At 68.2% G+C, this 19942-nt stretch carries 22 protein-coding genes; 9 read left to right on the forward strand and 13 right to left on the reverse strand.

All coding sequences use genetic code 11. From position 1 onward, the window contains the following. Nucleotides 1–102 precede the first annotated feature (102 nt). Nucleotides 103–1386, forward strand: coding sequence for an isoprenylcysteine carboxylmethyltransferase family protein (locus tag KR541_RS17860; protein ID WP_050014463.1), 1284 nt, complete (start codon nt 103–105; stop codon nt 1384–1386). A 327-nt stretch (nt 1387–1713) separates the two neighbouring features. Here the strand turns inward: KR541_RS17860 and KR541_RS17865 are convergent, their stop codons facing one another. Beyond that, complete coding sequence (locus tag KR541_RS17865) at nt 1714–1962, reverse strand: hypothetical protein (RefSeq protein WP_185641121.1); 249 nt, start codon at nt 1960–1962, stop codon at nt 1714–1716. On the opposite strand from KR541_RS17865, the gene KR541_RS17870 reads away from it, so the two are divergent. Continuing rightward, nucleotides 1961–2647 carry a histone acetyltransferase gene (locus KR541_RS17870; RefSeq protein ID WP_216089690.1) on the forward strand — a complete coding sequence of 229 codons (687 nt, stop codon included), beginning with the start codon at nt 1961–1963 and terminating at the stop codon, nt 2645–2647. The two genes, KR541_RS17865 and KR541_RS17870, sit on opposite strands and share 2 nt — an antisense overlap. 52 nt (nt 2648–2699) lie before the next feature. Further along, nucleotides 2700–3272 carry an NADPH-dependent FMN reductase gene (locus KR541_RS17875; RefSeq protein ID WP_050014460.1) on the forward strand — a complete coding sequence of 191 codons (573 nt, stop codon included), beginning with the start codon at nt 2700–2702 and terminating at the stop codon, nt 3270–3272. A 33-nt stretch (nt 3273–3305) separates the two neighbouring features. Here KR541_RS17875 and KR541_RS17880 read toward each other — a convergent pair whose 3' ends face one another. The 5 genes from KR541_RS17880 to KR541_RS17900 all read right to left on the reverse strand — a co-directional run bounded on the left by KR541_RS17880 (nt 3306) and on the right by KR541_RS17900 (nt 9257). Beyond that, on the reverse strand, nt 3306–3923 hold the full coding sequence (locus KR541_RS17880) for a DUF2894 domain-containing protein (RefSeq protein ID WP_216089691.1): 618 nt from the start codon (nt 3921–3923) through the stop codon (nt 3306–3308). Continuing rightward, nucleotides 3920–4564, reverse strand: a complete 645-nt coding sequence (locus KR541_RS17885) for an OmpA family protein (RefSeq protein WP_050014458.1) — start codon at nt 4562–4564, stop codon at nt 3920–3922. The genes KR541_RS17880 and KR541_RS17885 overlap by 4 nt, the downstream gene beginning before the upstream one ends. Nucleotides 4565–4567: 3 nt before the next feature. Next, nucleotides 4568–7375, reverse strand: coding sequence for a DUF802 domain-containing protein (locus tag KR541_RS17890; RefSeq protein ID WP_216090260.1), 2808 nt, complete (start codon nt 7373–7375; stop codon nt 4568–4570). A 10-nt stretch (nt 7376–7385) separates the two neighbouring features. Beyond that, the gene (locus tag KR541_RS17895; protein ID WP_213345773.1) at nt 7386–8192 is read right to left on the reverse strand and encodes a DUF3348 domain-containing protein; all 807 of its coding nucleotides are present in this window, start codon (nt 8190–8192) and stop codon (nt 7386–7388) included. A gap of 426 nt (nt 8193–8618) precedes the next feature. Continuing rightward, nucleotides 8619–9257: a LysE family translocator gene (locus KR541_RS17900; RefSeq protein WP_050014453.1), complete on the reverse strand. Its 639-nt coding sequence runs from the start codon at nt 9255–9257 to the stop codon at nt 8619–8621. 114 nt (nt 9258–9371) lie between these two features. Between KR541_RS17900 and KR541_RS36720 the strand changes: the two genes are divergently transcribed. The 3 genes from KR541_RS36720 to KR541_RS17915 all read left to right on the forward strand — a co-directional run bounded on the left by KR541_RS36720 (nt 9372) and on the right by KR541_RS17915 (nt 11743). Beyond that, nucleotides 9372–9566 (forward strand): hypothetical protein, encoded by a 195-nt coding sequence (locus KR541_RS36720; RefSeq protein ID WP_235356239.1) that lies wholly within the window; start codon nt 9372–9374, stop codon nt 9564–9566. A gap of 46 nt (nt 9567–9612) precedes the next feature. Beyond that, nucleotides 9613–10191 (forward strand): hypothetical protein, encoded by a 579-nt coding sequence (locus KR541_RS17910; protein WP_050014452.1) that lies wholly within the window; start codon nt 9613–9615, stop codon nt 10189–10191. 172 nt (nt 10192–10363) lie between these two features. Next, nucleotides 10364–11743, forward strand: a complete 1380-nt coding sequence (locus KR541_RS17915) for an FAD-containing oxidoreductase (RefSeq protein WP_050014451.1) — start codon at nt 10364–10366, stop codon at nt 11741–11743. Nucleotides 11744–11824: 81 nt separating this feature from the next. Here the strand turns inward: KR541_RS17915 and KR541_RS17920 are convergent, their stop codons facing one another. Beyond that, the gene (locus KR541_RS17920) at nt 11825–12718 is read right to left on the reverse strand and encodes an SDR family oxidoreductase (RefSeq protein ID WP_050014515.1); all 894 of its coding nucleotides are present in this window, start codon (nt 12716–12718) and stop codon (nt 11825–11827) included. Nucleotides 12719–12813: 95 nt separating this feature from the next. Here KR541_RS17920 and KR541_RS17925 point away from each other — a divergent pair, with 95 nt between their 5' ends. Beyond that, nucleotides 12814–13671 (forward strand): helix-turn-helix transcriptional regulator, encoded by an 858-nt coding sequence (locus tag KR541_RS17925; protein ID WP_050014450.1) that lies wholly within the window; start codon nt 12814–12816, stop codon nt 13669–13671. Between the two features lie 166 nt (nt 13672–13837). On the opposite strand, the gene KR541_RS17930 is transcribed toward KR541_RS17925, so the two are convergent. Then, nucleotides 13838–14221: a hypothetical protein gene (locus KR541_RS17930; RefSeq protein WP_050014449.1), complete on the reverse strand. Its 384-nt coding sequence runs from the start codon at nt 14219–14221 to the stop codon at nt 13838–13840. Nucleotides 14222–14580: 359 nt separating this feature from the next. Here KR541_RS17930 and KR541_RS17935 point away from each other — a divergent pair, with 359 nt between their 5' ends. Further along, on the forward strand, nt 14581–15102 hold the full coding sequence (locus KR541_RS17935; protein WP_050014447.1) for a GNAT family N-acetyltransferase: 522 nt from the start codon (nt 14581–14583) through the stop codon (nt 15100–15102). 140 nt (nt 15103–15242) lie between these two features. Here the strand turns inward: KR541_RS17935 and KR541_RS36725 are convergent, their stop codons facing one another. Further along, nucleotides 15243–15380 (reverse strand): hypothetical protein, encoded by a 138-nt coding sequence (locus KR541_RS36725; RefSeq protein ID WP_235356241.1) that lies wholly within the window; start codon nt 15378–15380, stop codon nt 15243–15245. Here KR541_RS36725 and KR541_RS17940 point away from each other — a divergent pair. Further along, entirely contained in the window at nt 15324–16211 is an 888-nt protein-coding gene (locus KR541_RS17940) for a GlxA family transcriptional regulator (RefSeq protein ID WP_235356238.1), read from the forward strand. The two genes, KR541_RS36725 and KR541_RS17940, sit on opposite strands and share 57 nt — an antisense overlap. Before the next feature lie 104 nt (nt 16212–16315). Here KR541_RS17940 and KR541_RS17945 read toward each other — a convergent pair whose 3' ends face one another. The 4 genes from KR541_RS17945 to KR541_RS17960 all read right to left on the reverse strand — a co-directional run bounded on the left by KR541_RS17945 (nt 16316) and on the right by KR541_RS17960 (nt 19799). Next, nucleotides 16316–16789, reverse strand: coding sequence for a YybH family protein (locus KR541_RS17945; protein WP_050014445.1), 474 nt, complete (start codon nt 16787–16789; stop codon nt 16316–16318). A gap of 67 nt (nt 16790–16856) precedes the next feature. After that, nucleotides 16857–17711, reverse strand: coding sequence for a DJ-1/PfpI family protein (locus KR541_RS17950; protein ID WP_050014444.1), 855 nt, complete (start codon nt 17709–17711; stop codon nt 16857–16859). 152 nt (nt 17712–17863) lie between these two features. Then, complete coding sequence (locus KR541_RS17955; RefSeq protein ID WP_050014443.1) at nt 17864–18610, reverse strand: SDR family oxidoreductase; 747 nt, start codon at nt 18608–18610, stop codon at nt 17864–17866. Nucleotides 18611–18902: 292 nt separating this feature from the next. After that, the gene (locus KR541_RS17960; RefSeq protein ID WP_050014441.1) at nt 18903–19799 is read right to left on the reverse strand and encodes an IclR family transcriptional regulator; all 897 of its coding nucleotides are present in this window, start codon (nt 19797–19799) and stop codon (nt 18903–18905) included. Between the last annotated feature and the right edge of the window lie 143 nt (nt 19800–19942).

Raw genomic sequence — 19942 nt, forward strand, 5'->3', positions numbered from 1 at the left:
GACAGGCCAATGGCCGGGCGCGCATCCATAAACAGCCCGGCCGACGGCCGGCGTCACCCGCCAAGCGGGGGCGCCGGCCCTCATCCCTACGAGGATCCGATCATGAACTCCACGCTCGACGGCATCGTCGCTGCCCCGGACCGCCCACCCCGTTCCGCCACGCCGTTGCGCGCCGGCCTGCTCGGCATCGCGGCCGGACTCTTCGCGCTGTGGGTCACGCGCGACCACCCGGCTCTCGACGCGGCCACGCGCGCGGTCATCGCGAGCCTCGCGATCATCGGCACGATCGCGCTGCACGAACTCTTCATCTCGCGCGTCTACCTGCGCCCGAGCGCGGGGCTGTCGCGGCAGGCCGTCCGGCCGCTCGGCATCGCGCGCGTGGCGACGCGGCTCGGCGCGCTGACGTCGATCTACGCAGGTATCGGCGCGATCTACTGGCTGCTGCCCGAATACCACGGCGCGTTCTACCTGCCGTTCTGGTCGCTGCTGCGCTCGCTCGCGCCGTACGTGATCGTCGCCGCGCCGTTCTACTTCGCGTGGATGGACCGCCACCAGCGCGAGACCGACGACGCGTATCTGCTGTGGGGCCGCTTCCTGTTCCGCCGCGCGCGGCCCGCGAGCTGGAAGCCGGTGCGCGAGATGCTGGCCGGCTGGGGCGTGAAGGCGTTCTTCCTGCCGCTGATGACCGTCTACCTGTCGAAGGATGCCGATCACCTGAGCGCGTCGCTCGCGAACGCGATGCATGCGCCGATGACGATCGCGACCTTCGTGTTCATGTACGACCTGTCGTTCACGATGGACCTGATGTTCGGCACCGTCGGCTACCTGTGCACGTTCCGCATCCTCGACAGCCACGTGCGCACCGTCGAGCCGACGACGCTCGGCTGGGTCGCCGCGCTGATCTGCTACCAGCCGTTCTGGTCGCTGATCTCGAACAACTACATCCGCTACGAAGGCTCGCTGTTCTGGGACAACTGGCTGCTGTCGGCGCCGACGCTGCGCGTGATCTGGGGCACGACGATCATCCTGCTGCTGCTGACCTACGCGCTGTGCACGATCTCGTTCGGGCTGCGGTTCTCGAACCTCACCAACCGCGGGATCATCACGTCGGGCCCGTACCGCTTCACGAAGCATCCGGCGTACATCACGAAGAACCTGTCGTACTGGATGGTGTCGGTGCCGTTCGTCGAACCGCTCGGCTGGCAGATCGGGCTCATGCACTGCGCGGGGCTCGTCGCGGTCAACCTGATCTACTACACGCGCGCGAAGACGGAAGAGCGTCACCTGATGCGCGATCCCGACTATCGCGCGTATGCGGAGTGGATCGCGCAACACGGGTTGTTCGCGCGAATCCGGCGCGCGTTCGGCGGGCGGCTGGCGGTCTGACGCGTCAACCGGGGCGGTCGTCCACGCCGCTCCTGTCCCCGCGCGGATGTCGACCTGTCGCGGCGTTCGCCCCCGCAACGACACGTTTGCACGTACGCGCGCTGCCGGTTGACGATGCGCTTTCGCGTGGATCTCCGGACGTTTCAACGCGCCCCATGCGGCCAATTGTCGCGAAACACCGCGATTCGTCGCGTTTCATCGCTTTTCTCCGCCAGTCCGATTGCCCGCTCGTTGCCCGTCGCGTATGGTGCTGACCGTCCGCGTGCGCCTGCCGCCCGGACGCCGACCGTCGTCCCGCACGACGGCCGTGCGGGCCGTGCCCGCCGCTCACCGTCTCCGCGACGCCGCCCGTCGGCGCCGCGCATTCAAGAGGAAAGAGGCGTGATCCACAAAGTCCTGATCCTGTTCGCACTCTGCATCGCGGGCCTCGCCGCGATCGCCGCCGGTTTCCAGCACATTCCCAGCTGATTCGCGGCCCCGGCTCGCTTCGCCGAGCCCGGGGGCCGCTTCCATTTCTATTTCCCCATTGTCATGAACCCCTTTCTCGATGCGCCCGAGACGGGCGCCTTTTGCCATGCGTATCGACGTACAGCATTCCCAACACGACATCGACGACGAACTCGACACCCTTTATGACCGCCTGCATCAGCCGCGCCATCGCCTGTACGGACTGCCGGCCGTCGCGCTCGGCCGCTCGGGCCTGGTCGTCCGCCACCGCGAAGCGGACGGCGAATACTTCCTTTACGTCGAGGATCCGGCGGCCCGCCAGCTCGCCGGCTATACCGTGTTCAACCGGCTTCCCGAACTCCCGCGCCGCGCCGACCGCTACCTGCGCGCGCCGCATACGCGGCTGCGCGGGTCTGCCCAACGCAAGGGCCTTGCGACGACGCTGTATCGATGGGGGCTCGACGCGGGCCTGTGTCTGATCAGCGGCGCGCGCCAGTCGGTCGGCGCCGCGCAGTTGTGGACGGCGCTCGCGCGGGATTACGCGCATGGCTTCGTCGATGTCGAAGGTCGCGCGCTGCGTTATCTCGGCGAAACCGTCGCCGACGACGTGCACGGTGCACTGCATACGCGGCGGCTGTTGCTCGGGAATGGGTGGGGAATCGGAGAATTCGCGCGTGCGGTCGGGATGACCGGCGTCGATGCCGCCGAATATGCGAACGCGAATGTGCGGCGCAGCGAACACGAACGACATCCCGTGCGGAGCGTCAGCCACGCGGCTCACGTGACTCATGTGGCTCACGCACCGATGCGATAATTCGCCGGAGCCGCGCGCCGCCGCCGCGCGAGCCACCTACCCACGTTCCGCGATGGCCAACGAAACCCGAACCGCTTCCCAGCGCCGCATCGACATCGTCGCGCTATGCGGCAGCCTGCGCGCGCAGTCGTACAACGCCGCATTGCTCGACGCAGCCGCGCGCGTCGCACCGCACGGCATGCGCATCACGCGCTTCGATCGTCTCGGCGAATTCCCGCTGTTCAATCCCGATGCCGAATACCCGACGCCCGTCGCGGTGCGCGATCTGATCGACCGCCTGAACGCGGCCGACGGCATCCTGATCGCGAGCCCCGAATACGCGCACGGTGTGACGGGCGTGATGAAAAACGCGCTGGACTGGGTCGTGGGATGCGAGGCCGTCGTGGACAAGCCGGTCGCGGTATTGAACGCGTCGCCGCGCGCGACGCATGCGGACGCGGCGCTGCGCGAAACGCTGTCGGTGATGTCGGCGCGCATCGTCGAGCCCGCATCGATCGCGCTGCCGATCCTCGGCAGCCAGCTCGACGCGGCGGGCATCGCCGCACATCCGCCGTTCGCGTCGGCACTCGTCGAAGCATTGCACGCGCTGCGCACGGCGATCGACGACCCGACTGCCGACCAATAAGCGATCCACACGCTGAACGCGTGCGCCGTGGCGTTATCGCGCCTTCGCGCGCGTCGTCTTTCTCGCCGGTTTGGCCGCCTTCGCGCGCGGCGCTTCCTTCTCGGGCTGCGCGCCGCCGCCCGCGAGATCCTCGAGCCAGGCGAGCGCATCGACGTACGACAGGAACTGCTGCAGGTATTCGGGCGACAGCTCGCGCATCGTCGCGAGCGACCGGTGCACGAGGCTGTTCGAATTGAGCGGCCCCGCGTTGCGCGGCACCTGGTCGAGCGACTGGCGATACTGCTGCTCAGTGCGGACCTTCGACCACATCGCGCGGAAGTAGTCGACCAGTTCGGGATCGAGCCCGCGCCGGTCGGCCTGCGCATCGCGGCCGAGCCCTGCGACGAGCGCGGCAAGCGCGCCACGCGCCGGCGCACCTGCCGACGCCTCACACGTGGCTTCGGCTTCACCGGCGCGCGCGACGATCTCCGCAAACCCTTCGATCAGCGTTGCAAGTCGCGCATCGAGCAACGCACGCGCGTGGCCATCGAGCACGGCCGCGCGCTTCTCGAGCGCGTCGATCCGGTGAAAGCGCACCGGATCGAGCCGGTCTGCGCCCTGCTCGCGCCATGCGTCGAGCGTCGCGCGCGCGTGCGTCGCTTCGCCCATCACTTGGCCTTTCCTCCGTTCGACGCCGACTTGCGCGGCACCGGCGCGATCTCCACGCGGCGGTTCTTCGCGCGGCCTTCATCGTCCGCATTCGAGCTGACCGGCTGTTCGGAACCGAACGCGGCCGCAAACACCGACGAGGCCGGCACGCCGGCATCGATCATCGCGCGCGTGACCGTCAACGCGCGCTTGGCCGACAGTTCCCAATTGTCCGCGAACAGGCGGTTGCCGGCGTGCACCTGCTGGTCGTCCGCGAAGCCGCTGATCATCAGGATCTCGTCGCGCGTCTTCAGGTAGGTGGCGAGCGGTACCGCCAGCGTCTTCAGCAGGTCGCGGCCCGCGGGCTGCAACTGGTCGGAGTTCAGTGCGAACAGCACGTTGCCGCTGATGCCGATGCGCCCGTTCACGAGGGTCACGCGGCCGGCCGCGAGCGGCCCGGCGAGCGCCTGTTCGAGCGACTTGCGCTGCTGCGCCTCGAGCTGGCGCGCGCGCACCGCTTCCTCGAGCTTCGACGTGAGCTGGAGCTGCATGCCGATCACGCCGACGAGGATCAGCACGAACGCGCCGAGCAACACCGACATCAGGTCGGCGAACGCGGGCCACACCGGCGCCGATTGCGCGCCGCCGTCGATTTCGTCGTGCATGCGTTACGCTCCGACGGGCGCTCGCCGGCCGGCGAGCTGCTGCAGGTCTTCGACGATCTGCTTCTGCGACATCACGCTCAGGTCGATCACCTCACGCGCCTGCGCGACGTAGTACTCGAGCTGTTCGTCGCTGCGCGCGAGCGATTTCTCCAGCGCGGCCTCGATGCGCTGCAGATGCGTCAGCAGCTTGTCGTTCGATTCGCCGAACACCTGCACCGCCATCCCGAACGCATCGCCGAGGCTCGCCACTTCGACGGCGCCCGCCGTGACCTGCGCGGCCACCGAATCGAGCTTGCGGGTTTCGGCGTCGACGGTGTCGTTGAAGCGCGCGCCGACGCGGTCGAGCAGATCGGCCGACGTGCTGACGAGCGCGTCGATCGCGGTGCGTTGTTCGGTCGACGCGTGGTTGACCGCGCCGAGCAGCGTTTCGAGCGTCGCGAGCAGGCGGCTGCGTTCGTCGAGCATCGCGGTGTCGCGCACCATGCTGTCGGACAGGCGCTGGCGCAGCTCGGCGACGACGTCGGCCGCGGCCTTCGGCGCTTCCGACGCGGCCTGCACGAGGCGCGAGATTTCGTTGATCGTGTCGCTCGCATGCACCTGCGCCTGCGCGGTGATGGCGTTCGCGGTGCGGGTCAGCGTGTCGCAGATGTCCTGCTGGCGCGCGGCGGCTTGCGCGCTCGTCTGCGCCCATTCGTCGCGCAGCGCGGCGGCCATCGCGGTGAGCGAATCGTTCCATGCCGACAGACGTTCTTCGTCGCGTGCAGCCAGTTGCGATTGCAGGCCCGTATGCGAATCGCGAATCGTCGACAGCAAATCGTTCGAGCGTTGTTCGAACGTCGACGCCTGTGCGGCGAGATCGCGCGTCGTTTGCGCGAGCGCGTCGCAGATTTCCTGCTGACGGCCGGCACTGTGCACGCCTGCGCGCTGCCATTCTTCGCCGAGCTTCGCGGCCATCGCGGCGAGCGAATCGCTCCATGCCGACAGACGTTCTTCGTCGCGTGCAGCCAGTTGCGATTGCAGGCCCGTATGCGAATCGCGAATCGTCGACAGCAAATCGTTCGAGCGTTGTTCGAACGTCGACGCTTGTGCGGCGAGATCGCGCGTCGTTTGCGCGAGCGCGTCGCAGATTTCCTGCTGACGGCCGGCACTGTGCACGCCTGCGCGCTGCCATTCTTCGCCGAGCTTCGCGGCCATCGCGGCGAGCGAATCGTTCCATGCCGACAGACGTTCTTCGTCACGTGCGGCCAGTTGCGATTGCAGACCGGTGTGCGACTCGCGGATCGTCGACAGCAGGTCGGTCGAGCGTTGCTCGAACGTCGAAGCCTGTGCAGTAAGGTCACGCGTCGTTTGCGCAAGCGCGTCGCAGATTTCCTGTTGACGGCCCGCGCTATGCACGCCCGCACGCTGCCATTCTTCGCCGAGCTTCGCGGCCATCGCAGCCAGCGAATCGTTCCACGCGGACAGACGTTCTTCGTCGCGTGCGGCCAGTTGCGATTGCAAGCCGGCATGCGACTCGTGCATCGCGGCGAGCGTCGCGGCCGAATGGCGTTCGAACGTCGCGGCGGCCTCACCCAGCGCGCGCGCATGCTGGCCGGCCAGCGTCTCGCCGACCTGCTCCTGGCGCGCCAGCGCGTCGCGCCATGCGTCCGACAGGCGGCCTTCGGTCGATTCGAGACGCATCGCGACGCCGTCGAGCAGATCCGACGAACGCTGCGCGAACGTGTCGGTGAACTGGCCGAGCGTCGTCTGCAACTGCTGCGCGACGGCGTTGCCCGCCTGACGTTGTTCGTCGATCGCACGGTTCCAGACAGCCGTCACGTGGCCGGTGGTCTTCTCGAAGCCTTCGGTCAGCCCGTCGAGCTGACGCTGCACCGCGCCCGTCACGGTATCGCGCAGCGCGGCCATCTCCTGCGCGAGCCCCGTCATCGTCGCGGCGACGACCGGCTGCAACGCGGCGCCGGCCACCCGCGCGCTTTCGGCGGCGCTTTCCCTCAGCGCGTCGCCGACGTTCGACGCCAAGCCCGCATAGGCACGCTCGGTCCGGTCGAAAAACGCCTGCTGGCTTTCGAGCTGACGATCGTGCAACGCGACGCTGCGCGCCTCGAGCGTCGTCATCATCGTCTGCAACCGGTCGACCAGCGCCGGCATCACGTCGGCCTGGCGCTGCAGCAGCCGGAACGATTCGTCGCGCTGATGTGCGGACGAATGCACGCGCAGCGTCGTCGCGATCTTCGCGTCGAGCTGCTGGGCCGCGTCGATTCGTTCGCGGCGCACGAGCGCGGACAACAGCCCGAGCATCGCGGACGTCGCGACGCCGGCGATCGACGTGCCGAATGCAAACCCGAGCCCCTTCACCGGCGCGATCAGCGACGCGCGGATCGCATCGAGATCGGTCGCGCTTTCGAGCGCGGCGCCCGTGCCCTTCAGCGTGACGACCATCCCGAGCAGCGTGCCGAGCATGCCGAGCAGCACCAGCAGGCCGACGAGGTAAGGCGTGAGCGCCGGCCCCGGCAGCGCGACGCGCGCGCCTTCGACCCGTGTGCGCACCGCGCCGCGCAGGCCCGGATGCAGCGTGTCGAGCCACGTGTCGAGCTTCGCCGGCGGCTCGGTCAGGCCGGCGACCGCGCGCGACAGCGTGGCGGTCGCCTGCCGGAAGCGCAGCAGCTCCCATGCGCCGGCGACGTAGCACGCGCCGATCAGCAGCGTGACGGCCGCCGCCGGCGGGTTCGACGCGACATAGCCGGCACCGATCCAGCCCACTGCGAGCAGACCGGCGACGAAGACAACGAGATCAAGGCGAATTCTGGACATAGCGTGTTGATTAGCAGGTGCGAAGGGCCGCGAGCAGCCCGTCTACCGTTTGAAACCGGACTTCGAGTTCGGCAAGCAGGATGCTTTGCATCTCGTCGCGAAACGTATCGAGCCATGCGCCGGGCACGATCGCCGCGACGGTCGGGGTGTCGGCCACCGCGCCTTCATCGGCCGGAGCGGACGCGTCGGCGGCGTCGGGCGCAGCGTCGGGCGCAGCGGGGGCCGCGGCCACGGCGTCAGCCTCGGCCAGCGCCTGCCGCTCCGCGTCGCGCAGCCGCGCGAAGCGCGTGCCGAGCAGCGCGGGCACGGCCGACAGCAGGCTGCGCTCGCGCGCGCCGAGCACGCGCTCCATGATCGTGTCGAGCGTCGCGAGCCGCGCCATTCCGGACGAGCGCGCGGCGAGCGCGACCCGCAGGCGGCCGCGCAATTGGCCGATCGCCGTTTCCATGTCCTGCTGCAGGGTCAGATACCGTTGGCGAAAGTCCGCGAAATCGGCCGTGTCGGCGGCCGGCGGCGGCAAGTCGCCGGGCCGGCGCCGCGCCCGCAGCCGGTTGGTGGCCGTGATCGCCTGCGCGAGGTCGTGGCGCACGCGCGCGCAGTCGCGCTCGGCGTCGTAGCCGCGCACGCCGGCCGCGACGCCCGGCGGGCTCGCATTCAGCGCGGACGACAGCGTGATCGCGTCGGTCCAGCCGAGCCACTGGCTCAGCCGGTCGGACAGCGTCTGCCGGGATTCCGCGACGTCGGCATCGGCCAGGCGCGCGAGCAGCCGGACGAGCGTCGGACCGCTCAACGCCGGGCGCGGAGATGCTTGCACCATGCTGCAAACCGTCAAAAAAGGCAGCAGTTTACACGTCGTCGGGCGCTCGACCGCCAGAATCGGGGAAGCGGCGCGGTTCGGCGTGCTGGGCGACACACGGGAACGCCCGCGGGGCAAGGCTCGGCGGGCGGCGGTGAGGGGCGAGAAACACGGTCGGCGGCGGCCGGCGAGCGGCCGCGCCATCGGGAAGTCATGCGTTGTGTGTGGCGTGCCAGCCCGGCACGAATGATGAACGGGCCGAGCCGCCGCGACGGGTGCGGGCGTTCCGCAAGCCACGCGTGACCATGGCCTAACGATGAATCGGTAATCTTGGAATTCGGGATGCCGACGCGCGCTGGGGCGAGCGGCCCGAGCGGGCCGGCCGATTCCCGCCGCTTCCCGACGACGGCCATGGCCGGTCGCCGCCACGTGCCGATAAAGAAGCGCTCAGATCCCCGCTTTCGGCGCATTCAGGATCAGCCGCAGCCCGAGCAGCGTGATCGCGCCGGCCGCGATGCGATCGACCCATTTCTTCGCGCGCAGGTAGAGTTCGCGCGGCCGGCGCGTCGAGAAGCACAGCGCGACGAGCGTGTACCAGCCGAATTCGACCGCGAACACGAGCGGCGGCAGCACGAGGTAGCACCACAGCGGCGGATGCTGCGGGAGCAGCGCCGCGAAGATGCTGCCGTACCAGATCGCCGTCTTCGGGTTGCTGAGCTGGGTCGTGAGGCCGGTCCAGAACGACTTGCGCGCGCTGCCGCCCGCCATTGCCTGCGGATCGTCCATCGCGATCGGCCGGTCGGCGCCGCGCCAGATCTTCGACGCCATGTAGATCAGGTACATGCCGCCCGCGACCTTGAGGCCCACATACAGCCATTCGACGGCCTGCAGGAGCGTGTAGAGCCCGGCCAGCGCGACGCCGCCGAACACGATGCCGCCGATGCCCATGCCGAGCGCGGTGGCCAGCCCGTCGCGACGCGACAGCCCGATCGAATTGCGCGCCACCAGCACGAAGCTCGGGCCCGGAATCATCGCGCCGAGGAACAGCGCAGCCAGGATGGCGAGTACGGCAGCCGATGCGGTCATCGAAGTCTCCTTGGTCAGCGACGCCGCTGCGCCGGCGCCTGCGTGTCGTTTCCGACGGTCGAGCCGTCGATTCTGGCACGCTTCGCGCCTGGCCGAAAGCGGCGGTGCGCTGCTATGCTGGCCCTCTTTCCCGTCATCCCGCGCCGCCCCATGATCGAGATCCGCGTCGCCCGCTATCCCGACGGTGCCGCCGCCGTCGAAGCGATCTTTCGCGAGTACGTCGTGGGCCCGACCGCCAGCGTCGAATTCCAGGACGATGCGCGCCGAAATCCGGCGTCTGGCGCCGAGTTTCCCGGGCGCAATCTGTAACGCCGCGCGGCTCATCCCCTTCATCCTTTCGATCAAACCGCCCGCCATGCGCGCTCTTCGCCTTTCCGCCCTGCTGCTACCGCTACTCGCCGCCCTCTCGTTCGGCGTCCACGCCGACACCCTGCCGAAGTCGATCGCCGCGCAACTGCCGGCCGGCTACCAACCGCTGATCGCGCACGCCGGCCCCGATCTCGACAACGGGCGGCACAGCTTTCTCGTCGTCGTGCATCGCGCGATCGATACGCGCGAGCAGCCGTCGCCGCGCCCGCTGCTGATCTACGAGGAACAGGCCGACCACACCTACCGGCTCGCCGCCCGCAACGACCAGGTCGTACTGCGCGCGAACGAAGGCGGCCAGTGCGACCCTTTCGATCCTGAAGACGCGGCCGACAATGGCTTGTCGGTGAAAGGCCGCTATTTCACCGTGCAGAACTTCGTCGCGTGCGGCCAGCACTGGACCGACTACATCACGTTCCGCTACGACCCGCGCACGCACGGCTGGCTGTTTTCGAGCCAGATCGTCACCGAATCGTTTCCGCTCGACGACAAGCCCGACCACGTCACCGTCACGCGCGCCGACGCGCACCGGCCGGTGTCGTTCGGGCAGTGGAAACACAAGGACTAGCCGCCGCACGCGGCGGTGCCGTTTTTCAATGCGACGCGCCGCGTCGCCCACCCGCCGCTCGCGGCCCCCGGCCAACAGGTCTACCATAGGCGCTCGTCGCCCGCGCGACCGCCGGCACGGCATGCGGCTTGCGCCTGCCCCTTTCCTCGTTGCCCCCGCACAGGAGGACGTCATGACGCAACACTTCGATGCGATCGTCATCGGCACCGGCCAGGCCGGGCCGCCGCTCGCCGCACGGCTCGCCGGCGCCGGCATGAAAGTCGCGATCGTCGAGCGCGGTCGCTTCGGCGGCACCTGCGTGAACACCGGCTGCATCCCGACCAAGACGCTGATCGCGAGCGCGTACGCCGCGCAGCTCGCACGGCGCGCCAGCGAATACGGCGTGTCGGTCGGCGGCCCCGTCACCGTCGACATGAAAGCGGTGAAGGCGCGCAAGGACCAGATCTCGGGCCGCTCGAACCACGGCGTCGAGCAATGGGTGCGCGGCCTCGACCACGCGACCGTCTTTCAGGGTCATGCCCGCTTCGAACGCGCGAACGCGGTGCGCGTGGGCGATGACGTGCTCGAAGCCGAACGCATCTTCATCAACGTCGGCGGACGCGCGCAGGTGCCCGCGATGCCGGGCCTCGACTCGGTGCCGTACCTGACCAACTCGACGATGATGGACGTCGACTTCCTGCCCGACCATCTCGTGATCGTCGGCGGCAGCTACGTCGGGCTCGAATTCGGCCAGATGTACCGCCGCTTCGGCTCGAAGGTCACGATCGTCGAGAAGGGTTCGCGCCTGATTCGCCGCGAGGACGAAGACGTGTCGCAGGCCGTGCGCGAGATCCTCGAAAAGGAAGGGATCGACGTGCAGCTCGACGCGAACTGCCTGAGCGCGCGCCGCGACGGCGACGGCATCGTCGTCGGCCTCGACTGCGCGGGCGGCGGCCGCGAGGTCGCGGGCTCGCACCTGCTGCTCGCGGTCGGGCGCGTGCCGAACACCGACGATCTGGGGCTCGACCGCGCGGGCATCGACACCGACGCGCGCGGCTACATCACCGTCGACGAGCAGTTGCGCACGAACGTGCCCGGCGTCTGGGCGCTCGGCGACTGCAACGGGCGCGGCGCGTTCACGCACACCGCGTACAACGACTACGAGATCGTCGCGGCGAACCTGCTCGACGACGATCCGCGCAAGGTGTCCGACCGCATCATGGCCTATGCGATGTACATCGATCCGCCGCTCGGCCGCGTCGGCATGACGCTCGCGGAAGCGAAGCAGACGGGCCGCCGGCTGCTGGTCGGCACGCGCCCGATGACGCGCGTCGGCCGGGCGGTCGAGAAAGGCGAGAGCCAGGGCTTCATGAAGGTAATCGTCGACGCGGACAACCACGCGATTCTCGGCGCGTCGATCCTGGGTGTGACCGGCGACGAGGTCGTGCACGGGATTCTCGACGTGATGGCCGCCGGCGCGCCGTACACGACGATCAGCCGTGCGATGCATATCCATCCGACCGTGTCGGAGCTGCTGCCGACGCTGCTGCAGGACCTGCATCCGGTCGAGTGACGCACGGCAGGCGGGCGGCCGCGACGTGAATGGGGTTCGTCGCGGCCCGAGCCGCGCATGCTGCGCGCCGCGCGCCGTCCGTCAGCTTTCGAAATACCGCGGCCGGTCGATATCGGCCAGCAGCCGCGGCTGCGTCGGCGCCCAGTCGAGCGATGCTCGCGTGCGCTCGCTGGTTGCGGGCGCATCCATCCCCGCAAACATCGCGAACCAGCCGAAGTGCTCGCCGGCCTCCGCCACCGACTTCGCGACGACCGGCACGTTCAGCCGCCGGCCGATCACGTCGGCGATCTCGCGGAACGGCACGCCCGTATCGTCGACCGCGTGATAGCGCGCGCCGGCCGTGCCGCGTTCGATCGCGAGCCGGTACACGCGCGCCGCGTCGAGCCGGTGCACGGCCGGCCAGCGGTTCGCGCCGTCGCCGACGAACGCCGATGCGCCCTTCTCCCTCGCGAACGCAATCAGGCGCGGCACGAAGCCGTGATCGCCGTCGCCGTGCACGGACGGCGGCAGGCGCACGACCGACGCATGCACGCCGCGCGCTTCGAGCGCGACCGCGGTCGCTTCGGACGCACGCGGATAGTGGGCCGACACCGGCACGTGCGGATCGTCCTCGGTCGCCGCGCGACCGGGCGCCACGAGCGCGAGGCCCGACGTGACGACCAGCGGCCGCGCCGAGCCGGCGAGCACAGCACCGATCGTGTCGATCGCACGGCGGTCGAGTTCGCAGTTCTGCGCGAAGCGCGAGAAATCGTGATTGAATCCCGTGTGGATCACCGCGTCGGCGGCTTCGGCGCCGCGCGTCAGGCTGTCGAGATCTTCCAGCGACCCGCGATGGACGTCCGCGCCGGCTGCGGCAACCGCTGCCGCGGCCGCATCGGACCGCGCGAGCCCGAGCACCGAGTGCCCGGCGGCCACGAGTTCGGCGACGACGGCCGAGCCGACGAATCCCGACGCTCCCGTAACAAAGACACGCATGTTCAGCACCTCCGGATGAAATGGAGGCTTACTATCGGTCGATGGCCGCTCGCGGTGAAGCCGTGACGGTTTACTGGTAAACGAACTAACAGGATATGGCTGACGCCTCCGACAACCTGCTCGGCGCGTACCTGCGGGACCGCCGCGAGAAGCTCGACCCGGCCGCGCTCGGGCTGCCGGCCACGCGCCGCCGCACGCCGGGCCTGCGGCGCGAGGAAGTCGCGCAGCGCGCGCACGTGAGCGCCGCGTGGTACACGTGGCTCGAACAGGGCCGCGGCGGCGCACCGTCGGCCGACGTGCTCGACCGGCTCGCCCGCGCGCTGATGCTCAACGACGCCGAACGCGAACACCTGTTCCTGCTCGGCGTCGGCCATCCGCCCGAAGTGCGCTATCACGCGCCGGCCAGCGTGACGCCGCGCCTGCAGCACGTGCTCGATTCGCTCGACGCGAGCCCCGCGATCGTCCGCACGGCGACGTGGGACGTCGCCGCGTGGAATGACGCGGCGGCCGCGACGCTCACCGACTATGCGACGCTGCCGCCGGCCGCGCGCAACATCCTGCGGCTGATCTTCGTCGACGCGGGTGTCCGTTACGCGCAGCCTAACTGGGAGCGCGTCGCGCGGTTCGCGGTCGGCGCGTTTCGTGCGGACGTCGCGCGCAGCGGCGCGACGCAGAGCGTGCAGGCGTTCGTCGACGAGATGCGCGCGACGAGCGCCGAATTCGATGCGATGTGGCGCGACCACGATATCCGTACGCACGACGAAGGCACGAAGGAGATTCGCCATCCGCAAGCCGGCCGGATCGCGCTTGAATACTCGGCGTTCTCGGTCACCGGCAGCCCGGACCTGAGCCTCGTGATCTTCACGCCGGTCACGCCGGCCGACCGTGCGCGGATCCGGGAACTCGTCGCGGCCCGCGAACAGGCACGCGCGGTGCAGGCGCCGGCTGCGTGACCTTACGCGGCTTTCTCGCACGCCGGATTCAGAGCGGCACGTCTCAGCGGATCGGGAAGCCATCCTTCTCGTTCGATGTCGACCACTGACAAACGCGCGCGGAAATCGCAAAGGGGCGTCGCGCACGAATGCGCGACGCCCCTTGTTCGTTCACGGACACTGCCGACTATGCCACGCGCTGCAGCAAATCCGTCGCGAAAGACTTCGCATGCGCGACGGCTTCCTGCGCGTCGCCGAATACGCCGAGCTGATCCCAGTGCTCTTCGGCCGCGTAGGTGCCTTTCACGGCGAGCGCCCGCTGGACGCTCAATTGCGCCGCGTATCGGCCGTCATCCAGCGGTCGGGCCGTCGCGACGACCCTGTGCGGTGGGCTGGCCCGCTCCGGCTGAACCAGCTCGACGGGGCCGCTGACCGTGCCGACATTCATCAACTCGTTTCGGGTGTTGCAGTCCGGGCAGTAGAAGCACCAGCCCGCCCCCTCCTGATGGTGCCTGACCTGTCCGCGAGCCAGCACGGCACGACATTCGACGTTTTCGCAGATGAACGGCATCGCAGTCTCCGGAGTTGTTTGACGGAAATCCTAGCATGTCCCACGGCGGTCAACCATCGGCATCCGCATGATTGCCGCACCGGCGGTTTCGGCTGGTTACGCGTGCGCGGCAGGGGTAAGCGTCGCCGCGTTTCGCTGCGCTGCAAAATTGGCGCTTTCCCGCCGAATCGTGAAGCCGACTGCGCGACCATGCGCAGCATCGCGCTCGAACCGGAAGCGATCGCGCAACCTGCGAATCTCCCCATGAACGAGATCGTCGCGCGTCCGACTGCAAGGTCGCCGGTTAGCACGTGACGACGCGTCTGCCCGACATCGCCCGCGATAAACTGACGGCCCGACACCGAACCGAGAAAAGCTCAATGTTGATCCGCGTTGCGACCCTGGCCGATGCCGTCCCGCTTGCCGAATTGAAGCGCGATACGTTTCGCGAAACCTTTCTGCAGGACGGATTCGGCATCGACTACCCGCCGGACGATCTGGCCGAGTACGAAGCCCGTACCTACTCGGTGGCCGCGATCACCGGGCAGCTCGGCGACCCGCGGTGCCGCACGTGGGTCGCGGAAGGCGACGACGGCACGCTGGTCGGGTATGCGCACGCGGGGCCGTGCAAACTGCCGCACCCGGAAGTCGCGGACGGTTCGGGCGAGATCCATCAGATCTACCTGCGCCGCGGCACGCAGGGCACCGGCGCCGGACGCGCGTTGTTCGACACCGCGCTCGCGTATCTCGCCGCGACGCGCCCCGGCCCGGTATGGCTGGGCGTGTGGTCGGGCAATGCGAAGGCCATCGCGTTCTACGAGAAGGCAGGCTTCAAGCGTGTCGGTACGTACGATTTCAAGGTCGGCGAATCGACCGATCTGGAGTTCATCTACCGTCGCTGAGCGTCGCTTTCTGTCGGCATCGCATCGATGCGACGCAAACGAATACAGTTGATTGATGACGGCGTAAACGACGTTTTTCCCTCGTTTCGCGTCAAACGACACATTTCGAGGGGCCCCCGGTAAAATCCGCCATTCCGGGGTTATCGATCAATTGCTTCGTCATGCATCGAATTGGATTCTTCGTTTGCCGCGGCTATGATGCGCTCGATCTTGGCGGCCCATTGTCGGCCTTCAATCAAGTCGCCACGGCCGCCGGCCACACGCCCTACGATCTTCACGTCATCTCGCCGTCCGGCGGCCCGATTCCCGGCAATACCGGCCTTTCGATCGACACGAAGCCGGTCGGAAGGCGTGCGTTCGACACCGTCGTGTTCGTCGGCGGCGATATCGCGCCGATGCAGACATCGGACAATATCGCCGCAGCCAGCAAACTGGCCGCCAAGGCGTCGCGCGTCGCCAGCGTGTGTACGGGCGCATTTCTGCTTGCGGAAACCGGCTCGCTCGACGGGTTGAGAGCGGCAACGCACTGGCGCTACGCCGCGCAATTGCAGTCGCGCTTCCCTCGCACGCGGGTCGACGGCGACAGTATCTATGTCGTCGACGGCCGCGTCTGGACGTCGGCGGGCATCGCGTCCGGCATCGATCTCGCGCTCGGCATGATCGAACGCGACATGAGCACGGAGATTGCGCGCGAGGTCTCGCGGCTGCTGGTTGTTCCGTATCGTCGGCCCGGCGGGCAGTCGCAGTTCTCCGCGATGTCGCAGATGGAGCCGGAATCGGATCGCATCCGCATCGCGCTGAATTTCGCGCGCGAACATCTTGCCGAGGCGTTGCCGGTCGAGCGGCTCGCCGATGCGGCGAGCTTGAGTGTGCGGCAGTTCGGGCGCGCCTTTCGCCGGGAAACCGGTGAAACACCCGCGAGGGCCGTCGAGCGCTTGCGCGTCGAAGCCGCGAGGCTGCGCCTGCAGGGCGGCAGCGAACCGATCGAGCAGATTGCGCTGGCGGTCGGCTTCACCGATCCGGAACGGATGCGCCGAGCCTTCATCAAGCTGCTCGGACACCCGCCGCAAGCGGTTCGACGCGAGAGCAGGTCGAAGGCAGCGCGCTGATCGACCGCCTGCCGATCGGCGCGCCGCGTGGTTGACGTCTTGCCAACGGGTGAGTGGCGCGTGGGTACACAACGCGCCGTTTCTCCGGACGTCGATAACCGTCGTCAATCCTTGACGGGCGGATAAGCGTTCCACATGTCGCGATGCAGCTTCCACGTACCGCCCTGCTTCAGGAAGACGAGCGTCTGCTTCGCGCGGACCTTGAGCTTTCCGTCGTGATCGCGAACCTCCGCATCCGATACCTCCGTCACGACCCGGTCGTTACCGTAGAACTCATAGTTGCTGAACGATACGGTGCCGGGCTTCGATCCCGCATATCCGTTGATGAAGTAGTCGGTGATCGCGCGGCGCCCGGTGACTTTGTCGCCCCCCGGCGGCAAGAGCGTGCCGTCGTCGGTATAGAGGCGGCCGATCGCGTCGTAGTCGCCTCGCGCAAAGGCATCCGCCCATCGCGCGTTTTCGGCCTTGATGGCCGCTTCGGGCAGGCGTTGCGCGCCACCGGCGACAGCCGGCGCCGTGAATGCAAAAAAGGACACGCACGCTGCAAGCGCAGCCGTACAAAGATGAATCTGTCGCATCGAATGATTTCCGAATCGGGTTTGAATTGAAGAGGCGGCGACGCTGCACGCGTCGCCGGCAAGCGTGTCAGCGGACGCCGGGAACGCGTGCGAGTCCCTTTGATGCGCCGGGCAGCTTCTTGTCGACCAACGCGACGAGTTCGGGTCGTGCATCTCTCGGATGACCGGAGTGGAACGGCGGGTCGGGATCGTATTCGACGACGAGCTGCGTGTACTCGGCCGCCTGCCGGCCGCGCAGCTTCGACGCCACGCGCAGCGCGAAGTCGATGCCCGCCGTCACGCCGCCGCCGCTCATGAAGCGGCCATTGTCGTCTTCGACGAAGCGATCGGGAACGGGAATCGCGCCGTATTCGGCCAGCTTGTTGACGAACGCCCAATGGCACGCGCTGCGCTTGCCGTTGAGCACGCCCGTCGCGGCGAGCACGAGCGAGCCGTTGCACACCGACGTCACGTGTTTCGCGCTTTCCGCGAGACGCCGGATCTGCGCCTGATACGCCGGCCGCATCGGCGCCGACAAATCGGAGCCGCCCGGCACGAGGATCACGTCGGTCTTGTCGATATCGGCCAGCCGTTCGGTCTTGCCGTACACGACGCCGAATTCGAGCGTCACGTTGCCGCCATCGAGGCTCGCGTAGCGAACGTTCGTATTCGGCAGCCGGTGGAAAATCTCGCTGGGGCCCGCGAAGTCGAGCAGCGTGCCGCCGTCGTAGTTGACGATCAGGATGTCGAGCGGCGCGTTCGGCGCGAGCAGCCCTGCGCGGCTCGTTTGCGCCGGCGCAGGCGTCGCGTGCCCGAGCAACGCGCCGCCGCCCAGCACGGCGCCGAGCGTGGCGGCGCTGCCGAACTTCAGGACATCGCGGCGCGAACGGCCTGCCCGCGTGAGTTGTCCGGCGGACACATGGTTATCGCTACTGTCGGTCAAGATGATTGCTCCTTGCACTTCGGCCCATGGGCGAGTGCAACCCCGCCGGGCCGGATCGAATAACCGCCACCGCGAACGGCGTGGCGGACGTGAAATCGGGATGGGGATGAGCCGGGATGGCGTGCCGGGCTCGGGAAGCGTGACGCGCCGGCTTAAAGCTGCGACGCACCGCCATCGACGACCAGTTCAGTGCCGACGACGTACGACGATTCGTCGCTGGCGAGATAAAGCACCGCGTACGCGATATCGTCGGCCGTGCCCATGCGGCCCGCCGGATTCGCTTCCGCGAATTCGGCCTTGCGCTCGCGCACCCATTCGTCGGGCTTGCCCCACCTGGAGAGCAGCGGCGTATCGATCGGGCCGGGCGCGATCGCGTTGAACCGGATTTTCCGGTCGAGAAATTCGTACGACCAGCTGCGGGCCAGCGATCGCACGGCGGCCTTCGCCGCCGCGGTCAACGAGATGCCATGCTTGCCGGTCTGATCGACGAACGAGGTATTGAGGACCACCGACGAACCTTCGCGCAAGTACGGCAGCGCTGCTTGAAGCGTGACCACCACGCCCTTGACGTTGACGTCCATGATGTCGTTGTAGAGCGTGTCGTCGATGTCGTTGACGGCGGACGGGAAAGCCCAGCCCGCGTTGGCGAACACGACGTCCAGGCCGTCGAACGTCTCGTCGACCTCGGCGGCAATCGCGCGCATGTCGTCGAGCGACCGTACGTCGCCCTTGAGCACGACCGCACGCTCGCCGAGCGCTGCCCTCACGCGCTGGAATACCGCCTCGTCGCGCCCCGTCACGGCGACGCGCGCGCCTTCTGCAATGAACAGCTTCGCGGTGGCCAGACCGATGCCGCTGGTGCCGCCCGTGATCAGCGCCGATTTACCCTTGAGTCGCATCTTCCGTTCCTTTTCATGTGGTGAGTGACCAGGCCGGATACGCGACACGCGATGGTGGTTGCGTGCTTGTTCCGGCTCGATCGTTCACGTGAAGTATGGAGCGGGAGGTAGAGGGCTCAAAGGTCGTATAACCCTCGAAAAACGTCATTCAGGGTGCGCAGCGACGCCGCTAAAAAACAAAAGCGCGCAGGTCCGCTGGACCCTGCGAGCGTCGATCGGACGTGAATGGTTTGCTCGACTAAGCCGATGAAACGGCAACGCGTGACGCGTGACGCGCGACGCGCGACGCGCGCTAGATGGTTTTCCCCGATAACCCGTGCATCGGCCGCCGCAACGCGGCGTCGAACGGATTGGTGCGCGGCCCGATCGCATCGGCCTGCCGCCGCAGCAGTTCGACGACCATCGGCATCCGATCGTCGCCGAGCCGCGACGCGAGCGTGCCGACGCTCAGCGCGCCGACCGGATAGCCGGTGCGATCGAGGATCGGCACCGCGACGCCGGCCATCCCGTCGAGCACGCCGCTGTTGCGGCCCGCGTAGCCGAGTTGCCGCACGCGTTCGATCTCGGTGCGCAGATACACCTCGTCGAGCACGCCGTAGCCGCGGATGCGCGGCACGTTGAAGCGGATCACCTCCTCGCGTTCGGCCTCGGGCAGGAACGCGAGGATCGCGAGGCTGCCCTGCCCGACACCGAGCGCGATGCGCCCGCCGATGTCGCCGGTAAACGAGCGGATCGGAAACGGCCCTTCGCACAGGTCGAGACACACGGCGTCGAAGCCGCTCTTCACGAGCAGGAAGATGGTTTCGCCGAGGCTCGCGCACAGTCGCAGCAGCGCGGGCCGGCACAGCGTGCGCATGCTGCTCGGGTTGCCGGCCAGCGCGGCGAGCGCGAAGAAGTCGACGCTCAGCCGGTACAGCTTCGACTGCTCGTCCTGTTCGACCATCCCTTCGGCGATCAACGATTGCAGGATCCGGTGCGCGGTGCCCTGCGTGAGGCCGACGGCTTTCGCCAGATGCGTGACGCGCACGCCGTCCTGCTGCATGCCGGCCAGCGCGCGCAGGATCGCGAACGCACGCTGCAGCATGCCGGTGCCCGGCGCGCCGGCCGCATCGGCCGGGTCGACGGCGTCCTCGTCCGGGCGCGGCGTCCGGGCTGCCGGCGACGTTCCGGTCGAATGGGGTTCCTGCATGCCGGCTCTCCTCGACGATTTCATTGAACGGAATACGCTAGCCGCCATTGTCGTCCGGTCGAAAATCCGCGGGCATCCGGGTGTGCACGGGATTGACGCGCACGTTTTGCGGCTCGGCCGCCCCTCACCCACCGGAATGATTC

Origin of the sequence: Burkholderia sola, assembly GCF_905400185.1 — a bacterium.
Lineage (GTDB): Bacteria > Pseudomonadota > Gammaproteobacteria > Burkholderiales > Burkholderiaceae > Burkholderia > Burkholderia sola.